This window comes from Lysobacter enzymogenes (genome assembly GCF_017168095.1).
Lineage (GTDB): Bacteria > Pseudomonadota > Gammaproteobacteria > Xanthomonadales > Xanthomonadaceae > Lysobacter > Lysobacter enzymogenes_D.
This window is the reverse complement of sequence record NZ_LXSD01000363.1, coordinates 8,629-22,288: the sequence shown is the minus strand read 5'-3', so window position 1 is coordinate 22,288 and position 13,660 is coordinate 8,629. Positions and strand designations below refer to the sequence as shown.

General features: G+C 70.2%; 10 protein-coding genes. 4 read left to right on the top strand and 6 right to left on the bottom strand.

Annotation, left to right across the window (positions count from 1 at the left end):
• The 4 genes from A7A76_RS14420 to A7A76_RS14405 all read right to left on the bottom strand — a co-directional run.
• Window positions 1-188, bottom strand: a 188-nt coding sequence (locus A7A76_RS14420; protein ID WP_206411840.1) for a hypothetical protein, incomplete at its 3' end; no start/stop codon positions are given.
• Window positions 185-772 carry an RNA polymerase sigma factor gene (locus tag A7A76_RS14415; RefSeq protein ID WP_074864286.1) on the bottom strand — a complete coding sequence of 196 codons (588 nt, stop codon included), beginning with the start codon at window positions 770-772 and terminating at the stop codon, window positions 185-187. The genes A7A76_RS14420 and A7A76_RS14415, both read right to left, overlap by 4 nt.
• A gap of 241 nt (window positions 773-1,013) precedes the next feature.
• A complete protein-coding gene (locus A7A76_RS14410; RefSeq protein ID WP_428995159.1) occupies window positions 1,014-2,819 on the bottom strand; it encodes a phosphoenolpyruvate carboxykinase (GTP) in 1,806 nt (601 codons plus the stop codon).
• 36 nt (window positions 2,820-2,855) lie between these two features.
• Window positions 2,856-3,512, bottom strand: coding sequence for a TetR/AcrR family transcriptional regulator (locus A7A76_RS14405; protein WP_206411839.1), 657 nt, complete (start codon window positions 3,510-3,512; stop codon window positions 2,856-2,858).
• Between the two features lie 381 nt (window positions 3,513-3,893).
• Here A7A76_RS14405 and A7A76_RS14400 point away from each other — a divergent pair, with 381 nt between their 5' ends.
• From A7A76_RS14400 to A7A76_RS14385, 4 genes are all read left to right on the top strand, one after another.
• Window positions 3,894-6,380 carry an acyl-CoA dehydrogenase gene (locus A7A76_RS14400; RefSeq protein ID WP_206411838.1) on the top strand — a complete coding sequence of 829 codons (2,487 nt, stop codon included), beginning with the start codon at window positions 3,894-3,896 and terminating at the stop codon, window positions 6,378-6,380.
• A gap of 183 nt (window positions 6,381-6,563) precedes the next feature.
• Window positions 6,564-7,040 carry a hotdog fold domain-containing protein gene (locus A7A76_RS14395; protein WP_206411837.1) on the top strand — a complete coding sequence of 159 codons (477 nt, stop codon included), beginning with the start codon at window positions 6,564-6,566 and terminating at the stop codon, window positions 7,038-7,040.
• A gap of 160 nt (window positions 7,041-7,200) precedes the next feature.
• Entirely contained in the window at window positions 7,201-7,584 is a 384-nt protein-coding gene (locus A7A76_RS14390; protein WP_206411836.1) for a hypothetical protein, read from the top strand.
• A 320-nt stretch (window positions 7,585-7,904) separates the two neighbouring features.
• On the top strand, window positions 7,905-8,147 hold the full coding sequence (locus A7A76_RS14385) for an XAC0095 family protein (protein WP_206411835.1): 243 nt from the start codon (window positions 7,905-7,907) through the stop codon (window positions 8,145-8,147).
• A gap of 551 nt (window positions 8,148-8,698) precedes the next feature.
• On the opposite strand, the gene A7A76_RS14380 is transcribed toward A7A76_RS14385, so the two are convergent.
• Together A7A76_RS14380 and A7A76_RS14375 are read right to left on the bottom strand one after the other, a co-directional pair.
• Window positions 8,699-9,430, bottom strand: coding sequence for a thioesterase II family protein (locus A7A76_RS14380; RefSeq protein WP_206411834.1), 732 nt, complete (start codon window positions 9,428-9,430; stop codon window positions 8,699-8,701).
• The coding region (locus tag A7A76_RS14375; RefSeq protein ID WP_206411833.1) for a non-ribosomal peptide synthetase at window positions 9,427-13,660 on the bottom strand (4,234 nt) is incomplete at its 5' end. The genes A7A76_RS14375 and A7A76_RS14380, both read right to left, overlap by 4 nt.

Genomic DNA, 13,660 nt, shown 5'->3' with positions numbered 1-13,660 from the left:
GGTTCGGCCGGCGGCGCCTGTTCGCCGGCCGGGGCCTGCTCGCCCAGGCGCGCGGCGATGCCGGACCACAGGTCGCGCGACGGCGGCTGGTCGCGGCGCAACGCGCGCAGTTGCCAGCGCAGCGCGTCGGGCAGTTCGCCTTCGCCGGCGCGGTCGGGGCCGCGCGGATGCAGTTCGTTGTCGTTCATGCCTGTTCTCCGAGCCGGGCGCGCAGCAGGCTGCGCGCGCGGTGCAATTGCGCCTTGGAACTGCCGACCGCCATGCCCAGTTCGGCGGCGATCTCTTCGTGCTTCCAGCCTTCCACGTCGTACAGCACCAGCACGGCGCGCGCGCGCGGCGGCAGGCTGGCGACGGCGCGCTCCAGGTCCATCGACAGCGCGGTGACGTGGCCGGCCGAATCGGCGCTGCCGAGGGTGTCGAAGGTCTCCTCGTCGCTGTCCTCGAACGGTCGGCTGCGGCGGCCGCGCAATTCCATCAGCGCGGTGTTGACCGCGAGCCGGTGCAGCCAGGTGCCGAACGCCGATTCGAAGCGGAAGTTCGGCAGCGCCTGCCAGGCGCGGACGAAGGCTTCCTGGGTCAGGTCCTCGGCGCGGGCGCCGTGGTAGCCGACCAGCCGGGCGATGACGCCATGGACGCGGCTGGCGTGGCGGCGGTACAGCGCCTCGAAGGCGGCCACGCCGCCGGCGGCGGCCTGCGCGACCAGGGCCTGGTCGGCGTCGGCATCGAGCGCGGGGGCGGCGTCGGGCATGGTGTCGTTCACGGCGGTCAGCATACTGAGTCCGATGCGGGGTCGGGGCTCAGGGTTTAAGGCTAGGAACGAGTGGAGAGGAACGAGGAACGAGTGGGGGCGGCCTCGCATGGCGGCTGCCGGGTAGGCCGATTTCCTTGGAGTCAGGCGATGGGCGGGCTGCGGGTGGGCGCGGCCGGAAACGCAGAGAGGAACGAGAGCCGAGCCGGGCCACACCGCGCCCCACTCGTTCCTCGTTCCTCTCCACTCGTTCCTTAACCCAGAATCAGCCCTTCAACGCCGCCGCGATCCGCTGCTGCTCGTCGTGCAGCGCCTGCGGCATGCGCGGGCCGTACTCGCGCAGGTACTCGCCGATGCTGTCGAACTCGGCGCTCCAGCCGGCATGGTCGAAGCCGAACAGCTTGGCGTGGGCTTCCTCGCTGAGCGTCACGCCGTCGAGGTTGAGGTCGCTGGCCTGCGGCAGATGGCCGATCGGCGTTTCCGCCGCGCCGGCCTCGCCCTTGACCCGGCCGATCATCCACTCCAGCACGCGCAGGTTGTCGCCGAAGCCCGGCCACAGGAACTTGCCATCAATGCCCTTGCGGAACCAGTTGACGTGGAACACCTTCGGCAGCTTCGCGCCGCTCTTGTCGAACGACAGCCAGTGGCCGAAGTAGTCGGCGAAGTTGTAGCCGCAGAACGGCTTCATCGCCATCGGGTCGCGGCGCATCACCCCGACCGCGCCGGTCGCGGCGGCGGTGGTTTCCGAGCCCATCGCCGCGCCGATCAGCACGCCGTGGGTCCAGTCGCGCGCTTCGAACACCAGCGGCACCAGCGAGGCGCGGCGGCCGCCGAACACGATCGCCGAGATCGGCACGCCGGCCGGGTTCTCGGCTTCCGGCGAATAGCTCGGGCACTGCCTGGCCGAAACGGTGAAGCGCGCATTGGGATGCGCGGCCGGACCCTTGGCGGCGTCGAAGCCGTTGCCGCGCCAGTCGGTGACCGGCGTCTGGCCGTTGTCCAGGCCTTCCCACCACGGCTGCGCGTCGGCGGTGACGCCGACGTTGGTGAAGATGGTGTTGGTCTGGATCGAGGCCAGCGCGTTCGGGTTCGACTTGGCCGAGGTGCCCGGGGCGACGCCGAAGTAACCGGCTTCCGGGTTGATCGCGTACAGACGGCCGTCGGCGCCCGGACGCATCCAGCAGATGTCGTCGCCGACCGTCCACACCTTCCAGCCGGCCTGGCGGTAGCCTTCCGGCGGAATCAGCATCGCCAGGTTGGTCTTGCCGCAGGCCGACGGGAACGCGGCGGCGATGTAGTGGGTTTCGCCCTGCGGGTTCTCGATGCCGACGATCAGCATGTGCTCGGCCAGCCAGCCTTCGTTGCGCGCCTGGTGCGAGGCGATGCGCAGCGCGTGGCACTTCTTGCCGAGCAGGGCGTTGCCGCCGTAGCCCGAGCCGAACGACTTGATGGTCAGCTCATCCGGGAAATGCATGATGAAGCGGCGCTCGGGATCGAGCTCGCCGATCGAATGCAGGCCGCGCACGAACGAGTCGCCGCCTTCGATGCGCTTGAGCGCCGCGGCGCCCATGCGCGTCATCGTGCGCATGTTGGCCACGACGTACGGCGAATCGGTGATCTCCACGCCGCAACGCGCCAGCGGCGAATCGATCGGGCCCATGCAGTAGGGGATCACGTACATCGTGCGCCCCTTCATGCAGCCTTCGAACAGCGCGTCCATCTTGGCGTGCGCCTCGCGCGGCGCCATCCAGTGGTTGTTCGGACCGGCGTCCTCGGGCTGCGGAGTGCAGACGAAGGTCAGGTGCTCCACGCGCGCCACGTCGTCCGGATGCGAGCGGTGCAGGTAGCTGCCCGGATGAGTGTCCTGGTTCAAGGTCTCCAGGGTGCCGTCGGCCAGCATCCGCTGCAGCAGCGCCTGATACTCGGCGTCGCTGCCGTCGCACCACACGATCGCATCGGGACGGGTCAGCGCGGCCACCTGCGCCACCCACTGGTTGAGCGCCGGCAGCGAACTGCCCGCGCTCCCCGGCACGGCAGTCGCGGGGGCGGGATCTTTCAAATTGGCATTCACGGCAGTGCTCTCCGGGGGATCGGAAAAGGAAGCGGTTTACGACGAGGGAATCAGCGTGGCCATCATGTGTTCGACATAGGCCTCGAACTCGTCGTGCTGCATGCGGGTCTGGTGCAGTTGCAGGTTCAACTGCAGGAAGCCCACATAGGCGGCGTAGAGCAGCCGCGCGCGGTGCTGCGCGTCGGTGCGGCTCAGGCCGGCCTGGCGGAAGGATGCGGTGAGGTAATCCAGGCGGCGTTCGGAGACGCGGCCGATCACCGGCTGCACGGCGGGATGGTCCAGCGCCTTGAGCAGTTCGGAATAGATGATGTGCGACTTGACCTCGTGGGCGACGAGATGGAACAGCGAGCGCAGACGCTGGCGCGGATCGGGAATCGGTTCGAGCTGGCCGAACACGGTTTCCTGTTCGACCTTCTCCCAGCGCTCCAGCGCCGCGACCAGCAACGCGTCGCGCGAAGGGAAGTGCCAGTAGAAGCTGCCCTTGGTCACGCCGAGGCGGCGCGCCAGCGGTTCCACCGCGACCGCGGCCACGCCTTGCTCGGCGATCAGATCGAGCGCGGCCTGCGCCCAGTCGTCGGCGCTGAGGCGTCCGCTGCGCTCGGGCTTGCTGGCCTCCGCCTTGCTGGAGGGCTTGGCGTCGGCGGACGCGGTGTCGAGCGCGGGCTCGGACTTGTTCGGGGCGGGCTGGTTCATGGCTGCCAAGTTTATCCATACGCCTTGGTCGGGAACAGTACGCAGTGCAGCAAACCGTTGCGATTCGGCTCAGGAAGATAATGTTGCATCGCAACACGAACTCCGTCGAAAAGCCCGCGTTCGAGCGCTTTTCGGCCGCGCGCGCGGTGCGGACGCAGCGTTGCGCGAAAAAGCGCGCCGGTCGGTTGACAGCACTCCGAGCACGCACCCATACTCAACCGTATGTTATGCGTTTGATGCCAGCGTTTGAATGCCGGACATCACACGCGAACGACCCGACCCGCCGTAAACAGGGCCTGGCTCCCAAAAACAGCCCGGCCCGGCCACCGTCCTTGCTGCCCTCACCAGCCTGGTCCAGCCGCACCTCCCTGGAGCGCCGTCATGAGTATCGCGATCCCCTTCCTCGCCTTCCTGCTTATCGGCGCGATCGCCGCCTACCACCGCCTGCGATTGCCGGTGTGGGCCGCGCTGACCGCGACCGCGCTGGTCGCCTGCTGGCTGCTCGGCGCCAACCCGACCGCGACCGTCGTCGCCGCCGTGCTGGTCGCCGTCATCGCCCTGCCGCTGCTGATCCCGGCGATCCGCCTGCCGTTGATCACCAAGCCGCTGCTGGGCTTCTACACCAAGATCCTGCCGCCGCTGTCGGAAACCGAGCGCACCGCGCTGGAGGCCGGCACGGTCGGCTTCGAAGGCGAGCTGTTCTCGGGCAAGCCCGACTGGCAGCAGCTGCTGAGCCAGCCCAAGCCGGTGCTGACCGCCGAGGAGCAAGCCTTCCTCGACGGCCCGACCGAAGAGCTGTGCAAGATGACCAACGACTGGCAGATCACCCACGTCGATGCCGATCTGTCGCCGCAGCTGTGGGACTACATCAAGAAGAACAAGTTCTTCGGCCTCAACATCCCGAAGGAATACGGCGGCCTGGGCTTCACCGCGCTGGCCAACCACAAGGTCATCCAGAAGCTGGCGTCGATCTCCAGCGTGGTCAGCTCCACCGTCGGCGTGCCCAACTCGCTGGGCCCGGCCGAGCTGCTGATGCACTACGGCACCGCGGAACAGAAAGACCACTACCTGCCGCGCTTGGCCGACGGCCGCGAAGTGCCCTGCTTCGGCCTGACCGGCCCGTGGGCGGGTTCCGACGCGACCTCGATCCCAGACTACGGCATCGTCACCATGGGCGAGTGGAACGGCGCGCGCGTGGTCGGCGTCAAGCTCACCTTCGACAAGCGCTACATTACCCTCGCCCCGGTCGCCACCCTGATCGGCCTGGCGTTCCGCATGTACGACCCGGACGGCCTGATCGGCGACAAGCGCGACATCGGCATCACCCTGGCGCTGGTGCCGCGCGACACGCCCGGCGTCGAAGTCGGCCGCCGCCACTTCCCGCTCAACTGCACCTTCCAGAACGGCCCGATCCACGGCAAGGAAGTGTTCATTCCGCTGAGCCAGCTGATCGGCGGCGAAGCCTACGCCGGCAAGGGCTGGCAGATGCTGGTGGAATGCCTGTCGATCGGCCGCTCGATCACCCTGCCCTCCTCCGGCAGCGGCGGCTCCAAGCTCGGTGCGGTCGTGACCGGCGCCTACGCGCGCATCCGCAAGCAGTTCGGCCTGTCGGTCGGCCGCTTCGAAGGCGTCGAAGAAGCGCTGGCGCGCATCGCCGGCCATGCCTATGCCGTGAGCGCGCTGTCGCAGGCCACCGCCGCGGCCGTGGCGCGCGGCGAAAACCCCGCTGTGCCCTCGACCATCGCCAAGTACCACTGCACCGACATGGCCCGCGACGTGGCCAAGGACGTGATGGACATCCACGGCGGCAAGGGCATCATCCTCGGCCCGAAGAACTACGCCGGCCGCAACTGGCAGGCGGTGCCGATCATGATCACGGTGGAAGGCGCGAACATCATGACGCGCTCGCTGATGATCTTCGGCCAGGGCGCGATCCTGTGCCACCCGTGGGTGCTCAAGGAAATGAAGGCGGCGATGCTGCCCGACAAGGCCGAGGCGTTGCGCGAGTTCGACAAGAACCTGTTCGGCCACATCGGCTTCGCCATCTCCAACGCGGTGCGCAGCCTGTGGTACGGCCTGACCGCCTCGCGCATCGGCGCCGCGCCGGGCGACGCCTACACCCGCCGCTACTACCGCAAGCTCAACCGCTATTCGGCGACGCTGGCGCTGATGGCCGACACCTCGATGCTGCTGCTCGGCGGCAAGCTCAAGTTCAAGGAATCGCTGTCGGGCCGTTTGGGCGACGTGCTCAGCCAGCTCTACATCGCCAGCGCCATGCTCAAGCGTTACGAGGACGAAGGCCGTCCGGTCGGCGACCAGCCGCTGCTGGCCTGGGCCTTCCACGACGCCGTGCACAAGATCGAACTGGCGCTGTCGGGTGCGCTGCGCAACTTCCCGATCCGCCCGGTCGGCTACCTGCTGTGGGCGCTGATCTTCCCGTGGGGCCGCCGCGCGCAGGCCCCGAGCGACCGCCTCGGCCACCGCGCCGCGGCGCTGCTGATGTCGCCCAACGACGCCCGCGACCGCCTCGCCGACGGCGTGTTCCTGACCCCGTGCGCGAACAACCCGGCCGGCCGCATCAACAGCTACCTGCAGAAGGTGATCCTGGCCGAGCCGGTCGAGCGCAAGTTCCTCAAGGCGCTGAAGAACAGCGACATCCAGGCGCTGGACTTCGCCGGCCAGCTCGACGAGGGCGTGCGCGAGGGCTGGATCACCGCCGAGGAACGCAAGCAGCTGGAAGAACTGCGCGAGATGACCATCGACGCGATCAGCGTGGACGACTTCGACGCCGCCGAACTGCGTTCGGCCGGCTACAAGCCGTACGCCCAGGAAGACGCCGGCCGCGGCGACGCGCGCGCGGCGGCGTAAGCCCGCGGCGCGCGCATGCGACGCGATGCATGAAAGCCAAACGGCGGGCCTTCGGGTCCGCCGTTTTGGTATGCGGCCCTTGCCGTTCCGACGATCCCACCTACCGTCATTCCCGCGAAGGCGGGAATGACGGTAGGTGGGAACGGCGCGAACTCAACCATTCAACGAAGACCCGCCACCACCATGAGCGCCAACGTCCTCGCCCTGTACCAAAAACTCACCCGCTACCCCGCCGGCCACTGGCTGTTCTCGCGCGCGGTGTGCATGAAGGCGCCCTACTTCGGCAGCATCAAACCGCGCTTCGAATCGCTCGAACCCGGCCGCTGCACCGCCACGATCCAACACCGCCGCGCCGTCACCAATCACCTCGGCACCGTCCACGCCATCGCCATGTGCAACCTCGCCGAACTCACCGGCGGGGTGATGACCGACGTCAGCATCCCCAAGTCGATGCGCTGGATCCCCATCGGCATGCAGGTCGAATACCTCAAGAAAGCCGTCGGCACCCTACGCGCAGTGGCGACGCCGGCCGCGCCCATCGTCGAATCCGACGCGCCCTACGACCTGCCGGTGAACGTCGAAATCAGCAACCCCGCCGGCGAACCCGTGTTCCGCGCCCGCATCGCCATGCGCGTCTCGCCCAAGCCCAAGCGCGACTAGCCCAAGCCCCTGTAGGAGCGGCGCAAGCCGCGACCGCGACATCGCGCCGACGACGCAAGCCGGAGGTCGCGGTCGCGGCTCGCGCCGCTCCTACAGTCGGAAACGAGACATCGGCGCGCCTTGCCGCCACAATCGCCCCCGCTCCCGCATCGGCCCCGCCATGACCGCCACCTCGTGGATCCACCTCGCCGGCCTGCACAGCCTCGGCTTCGCCGTCTTCCACCTGGCGTTCTGGCGGATCTTTCGCTGGCGCGACACCCTGCGCACCGCCACCGTCGCCGACCGCGCAATCCTGCAGATTCTCAACCTGCGGCTGATCTACGTGTTCCTCGGCATCGCGGCGCTGTGCTTTCTGTTCGCCGACGAACTGCACGGCACCGCGCTCGGCCGCGCGATGCTGCTGGGAATGTCGTTGTTCTGGATCGGGCGGACGATCGAGCAGTTCGTGTTTTTGCGGATCAATCGGCCGATGGTGCATGCGCTGACGGCGCTGTTCGTTTTGGGCGCGGCGTTGTTCGCGGTGCCGTTGTGGCTTTCGGCTTGATGTGCATCGTGTGCATCAACGTTGCGCACGGTTGGAAAAAGCTCCGCAAACGGCTATTGACAAGCGATTTCGCGAGTAGCAGGCTCCGCGACGGAGCGTAGAAACTCCTCGTACAGCGGTACCCACCTCCGAAATCCCGGTGGGTTTTTTATGCCTGCAGTTCGGGCATTGCCGGCGCGTGTCTTGCGTCGGGAGGGCGGCTAATACAACACCCGCGAGGGGAATACGCCCGCCGTCTGTACGCGGTTTCTAACCTCCCGACATCCCGCCTGCGCGTCCGCGCAGCGCGGGCCACTGGCTCATGCAGAGGAGTACCGCTTATGCCCCGAAGAACGACCTCCGCGCCCCCCGCCGACTACGTCCTGCTGCCCGCCGACGCCTACCACGGCCTGCAAGCCTTCCGCGACGAACTGATCGGCATCGCCGACACCATCGATCCCGCCACCGCGCCTTCGCCTGAAGTCCGCAAACCCGAACAATCGCGCCGCCGCGCCCTGGCCCACGTGTTCCGCCTGTGGGCCGACCAAGTCCACGGCAACCTGCGCACTGCCCGTTCCGACTGAGCCCGCTCACCGCCCACCGGTCGCCGTCCGGCCGGCGGCGACCTTCGGCACCGGCCCGAGCGCAAGCGGTTGAGCCTTGCGCGCAAGCGGCAACGGCTCGCACGCAAGCCGCCGCGGGCCGCCCGCGACCCGATTCGTCCCGAACGCAAGCCGCCGCGCCCCGTCGCCGGCCCGCGCCGCCCCGGCGCAAGCCCAAAACACCCGGCCGCAAGGCGCGAAGCCTTGCGAGTTCGAGCCTTTTTGCGTTGCGACCGGGACCAATCGCCTTGCCCGCGACACTTTCAGCGCCGAGCGCAAGGCCTTGGGCCTTGCGCACGTCCCTGAAAGCCTTGCGCCCGCAAGCCGGCGTGCCTTGCGCACAAGCCCGCCGGCTTGTGCGCGAACCGTCGTGGCTTGCGCGCAGCGCCCGCAGCGTGGCGCGCGGGGCGCAGAGGGTCGCGGTCGGCATTCGCGATGTGGCGCGCAGTCTTTACCGCGTCGCGGTCGATTCCACCGCGGCGCCGGCGGACTGCCTTCGCCCTACCCCAGGCCACGCCGGCCCGAGGCCACCGCTAGCCCAACAGGCGCTCGATGGTCGCGATCACTTCATCGCGCCGGCTTTCCAGGAAAAAATGCCCGCCGTCGAATCCGTGCATCGACGTGACGCCCTGGGTTTCTTCGCTCCAGCCACTCATGCGGTCGCCGACCAGTTCGTCGCCGCGGCCGTGCAGCGCATCGATCGGCAAGTTCCACGACAGCGCCGGCCCGCGCACGTAATCCTCGCTCAAGCGCAAGTCGGCGCGGATCGTCGGCAACAGCACTTGCATGAGTTCGGCATTGGCCAGCACCGCGTCGGGCGTGCCTTGGTACTGGCGCAGGCGCGCGATCAGCGCCGGCTCGGGCAGTCGGTGCAGGCCGATTTCCGGCTCGCGCAGGCTCGGCGCGGCGCAGCCGGAGACGATCAGGCGCTCGGGCAGCGGCAGGCCGCGCGCGGCGCAGGCGCGCGCGGTTTCGAACGCCATCAGCGCGCCGAGGCTGTGGCCGAAGAACGCGAACGCGGGCGCGCGTTCGGCGGCGACCGCGTCGGCCAGCGCCTGGATCAGCGGCGGCCATTCCTGCATCGGCGCCTCCATCAGGCGTTGCGCCCGCCCGGGCAGTTGCAGCGCGCGCACCCGGATGTCCGCCGGCAGGCGTTCCTGCCAGGGCAGGAACGCGACCGGGTTGCCGCCGGCGTAGGGGAAGCAATACAGGCTCAGGCGGCCGGCCGATGGCGGCCGGCCGACGATCCACAGCCCTGCGCTCATGCCTGCGCAGCCGCCTGCCGTTGCCACTCGGCCACGATCGCGCGGCCCAGGCCGGCGGCGTGCGGCGGCTGCATCATGCTTTCGTGGTCGCCCTCGGCGCGGCCGTGGATCTCGCCGTCGCGCTCGCTGTGCGGGTGCAGCGGCCAGGCCTGCGCGCCGGGCTCGCCGACCCACAGCCGGTGCGGGCGCACCTGCAGCGACGGCGGCCGATAGTCGCGCAGCAGGCCGAAGCAGGCCAGCATCGTGCGCATGCGGCTGCGCAAGTGGGCGAGTTCCTGCGGCTGGATCGGCAAGCCGGTCCACGTTTGCAGGAAGTCCAGCGCGAGAGCGTGAGCCTGCGGCGCCAGGAACGCAGCGGGCTGGCATTGGTCCGCGCGCAGTTGCGCGGCCAGCGCCTCGCGCTCGTCGGCTTGCAGGAAGCGGCCGCGCATCGAGCCGATGGCCAGGGCCATCGCGTAGACCCATTCGTCCTGCGCCGACTGCGGTTCGATCGGACGGCAGTCCAGCAGGGTCAGCGATTCGACCCGGCGCCCGCGCCGTTCCAGGCTCTGCGCCACCGCGGTGGCGAACACGCCGCCGGCCGACCAGCCGAGCAGACGGCAGCCGCGTTCGCTTCGCTCGCCCTGGATGCGTTCGATCTCGTCGGCGTAGGCCTCGGCCAAACCGGGCAGATCGGCGAAGCGCGCCTCCAGCTCGTCCGGGTCCGGCGCCTGCAGGCCGTACACCGGCCCGGCTTCGCCCAAGGTTTCGGCCAGGGCGAGGTAAGGCGTCACGCTGCCGTCGATCAAATGCAGGCAGAACGTCGGCATGCCGGCGGCGGCGCGGCGCAGCGGCACCGCCAGCAGCCCGCGCATATCGCGCTCCAGCGCCGCGGCCAGTTCGGCCACGCTCGGCCGCGCCAGCAGCGCGGCCAGCGGCACCTCGCGCCCCAGCGCCTGCTGCAGGCCGGCGAGCGAGCGCATCGCATTGAGCGAATGGCCGCCGAGGGCGAAGAAATCGTCGTGGCGGCCGATGCGTTCGACACCGAGCAACTGCTGCCACTGCGCGGCTATGGCGCGCTCGATGGGGCCCTGCGGCGGCGCGTAGCCGCGTGCCGCCAGCGCCGCGGCGTCCGGCGCCGGCAGGGCGCGCCGGTCGAGCTTGCCGTTCGGGGTCAGCGGCAGCGCGTCCAGCACCACGTAGGCCGCGGGCAGCATGTAGTCGGCCAAGGTCTGCGCGAGCTGTTCGCGCAACCGCGCCGGCTCCGGCGCACTGCCCGGCCGCGCCACCACGTAGGCGACCAGATGCTTGTCGGCGGCGGACTCGCCGCGCGCGACCACCACCGCTTCGCGCACGCCCTCGCACTGCGCCAGCGCCGCTTCGATTTCGCCCGGCTCGACCCGATAGCCGCGGATCTTGACCTGGAAGTCGTTGCGGCCGAGGAATTCCAGCGTGCCGTCGGCGCGCCAGCGCGCCTGGTCGCCGGTCTTGTACATGCGCGCATCGGGCGCGGCCGCGAACGGATCGGGCAGGAAACGCTCGGCGGTGAGCGCGTCGCGGCCGAGATAGCCGCGGCCAACGCCGCCGCCGCCGATGTGCAGTTCGCCGACCGCGCCGACCGGCACCGGCCGGCCGCGCGCATCGAGCAGGTACAAACGCGCACCGGCGATCGGGCGGCCGAGCGGCACCGCGCCGCCGCAGTCGCCGGCGAGGATGCGGTGCGCGGTCGCGATGACCGTGGTTTCGGTCGGCCCGTACACGTTCCACAGCCGCTGCGGCGGCGCCGGGCCGCGCAGGGTCGCGGCGATGCGCGCCGGGTCGAGCACGTCGCCGCCGACCAGCAGATCGCGCAGTCGCGCGAACGCCGGCTGCAAGGCTTCGGCATGTTCGTTGAACAAGCCGGTCGGCAGCATCATCTGGGTCGCGCCGCAGGCCAGCAGTTCGGCGTTGAGCTTTTCGGCGTCGAGCAAGGCCTCGCGCGGCACCACGTGCAGGCGGGCGCCGTTCAACAGCGCGCCCCAGACCTCCCAGGTGGTCATGTCGAAGGCCTGGCTGGAGCAGTGCGCGAAGCAGTCGTCGGGCCGGAAGCCGATGCGGCCGTTGCCGGTCATCAGCTCGACCACGCCGGCGTGTTCGAGCATCGCGCCCTTGGGCTGGCCGGTGGAGCCGGAGGTGTAGATCACATGCGCCAGCGAGCGCGCGGACGTCGCCGGCGCGGCCAGGTCCTCGGCGCGCGGCGACTGCGCGGCGATGGCGGCGGCGGTGGCCGCGTCGTCGAGCAACACCACCGACGGCGGCGACGCGGCGTCGCACGCCGGTTGCAGCCGCTGCCAGTGCGCATGGTCGGTCAGCACCGCGCGCGCGCCGCTGTCGGCCAGCAGGTAACGCTGGCGTTCGAGCGGATAGGCCGGGTCCAGCGGCACGTAGGCGGCGCCGGCCTTGAGCACGGCGAGCAGGCCGACCACGAACTCGGGGCCGCGCGGCAGGCACACGGCGATGCGCGATTCGGCCTCCAGGCCGAGCGCGATCAGGTGCTGGGCCAAGCGGTTGGAATCGGCTTCGAGCTCGGCATAGCGGAGCCGGCGTTCGCCGCAGCTGATCGCGATGGCCGCGGGCGTGGCTTGCGCCTGCGCGCGGAAGCGGGCGTGGATCGTTTCGGCGGTGGCCGGATCGGCGGATGCGAGCGCGTTGGCGTCGATTCCCTCGCCAGCCTCGTCCGCCACCGCGAACCGCTGCAGCAGCAACGCGCGCTCTTCGGCCGGCAGCACATCGATGCCGGCCAACGAGCCGCGCTCCGGATGGGCCAGCGCGTCGAGCAATCCCTCGACCGCGGCGCACAGGTTGGCGCCGATGCGCTGCGGGTCCATCGGCGCGGCGCATTGCACGCCGAGCGAGAAGCCCTCGCCGTCGTCGTTGAGGTTCAGCGCCAGCGGATAGTTGCTGCGGCCTTCGCCGCCGAGCACGCGCACGCCGTCCCACAGCTCGGCGGCGGCGCCGTCCAGCGCCTGGCGGCTGTGGCGGTAGTTGAACACGCTGGTGAACAGCGGCCGCGCCGGGTCGACCCCGCTGCAACGCTGGGCCTGGGCCAGCGAGGCGTGCTCGCGCTGCATCAGCTCGGCCAGGTCGGCCTGGATCGCGGCGAGCGCGGCGCCGGCGTCGGCGTCGGCCAAGTCCACTCGTAATGGCAAGGTGTTGACGAAGATGCCGAGCGCGCGCGCGGCGCCGTCGCCGCGCTGGCGGCCGGACAGCACGGTGCCGAACACCACGCGCTCGCGCCCGCTGCTGCGCGCCACCACCAGAGCCCAGGCCAGATGCAGCAACGCCGCCGGCGTGGCGCCGCGCTGCTGCGCCGCCGCGCGCACCCGCGCCGACAGCGGCGCCGGCAGCGCCAGCGTCGCTTCGCGCAGGTCGCGGCCACTGCCGTGGACCTGGATCGCGCCGAACGGCGCGGTCGGTTCGTCGATATCGCCCAGGCGGGCGCGGAAGTAGTCGTCGAAGTCCGCGCTCGGCGCGCGCCGCACGGCGGCGATGAAATCGCGATAGGGCGTGGGCGCCGGCAAGTCCTCGGCGCGGCCGGTGGCGATTTCGCGCAGCTCTTGCAGCAACAGCTCCAGGGTCAGGTGATCGACCATGGCGTGGTGCCCGAGCAGGGCCAGATAGCAGGCGCCGTCGCCGGCTTCGGCGATGTAGGCGCGCAGCAACGGCGCGCGGTCCAGCTCCAGGCGCTGCCGGCGCGGATCGGTGTGGCGCCGCAGTTCGGCCAACGCGTCGTCCTGCACCAGCAGTTCGTCGATCCGCAGCGCCGCCTGCCGCTGCACCACCTGCACCGGCTGCGACAGCCCCTGCCAATGCAGTGCGGTGCGCAGCACGCCGTGGCGCGCCACCGCGACCGCCATCGCCGCCAGGAACCGCTGCAGGCTCGCGCGCGAATCGAATCCGAGCATCCAGCGCTGCACGTAGGCGCCGCCTTCCTCGCCGACCAGCAGGTGATGGAACAGCATGCCCTCCTGCAGCGGCGACAGGCCGTAGATGTCCTCGATGTTGGCCACGCCGCCGGGGGTGGCGGCGACGATGCGGTCGATCTCGTCCTGGCTCAGTTCCGCCAACGGCAGCATCGACGGGTCGATGGCCATGGCGTCGGCTGCGATCAGATTCGGCGGCGTTTCCATCGCGGCCCCGGCCGCGCTTGCAGTAGCGGCCAGGCGCGAGGCCAGCGCCTGCGGCGTCGGCGCGGCGAACACCGCGCCGGCG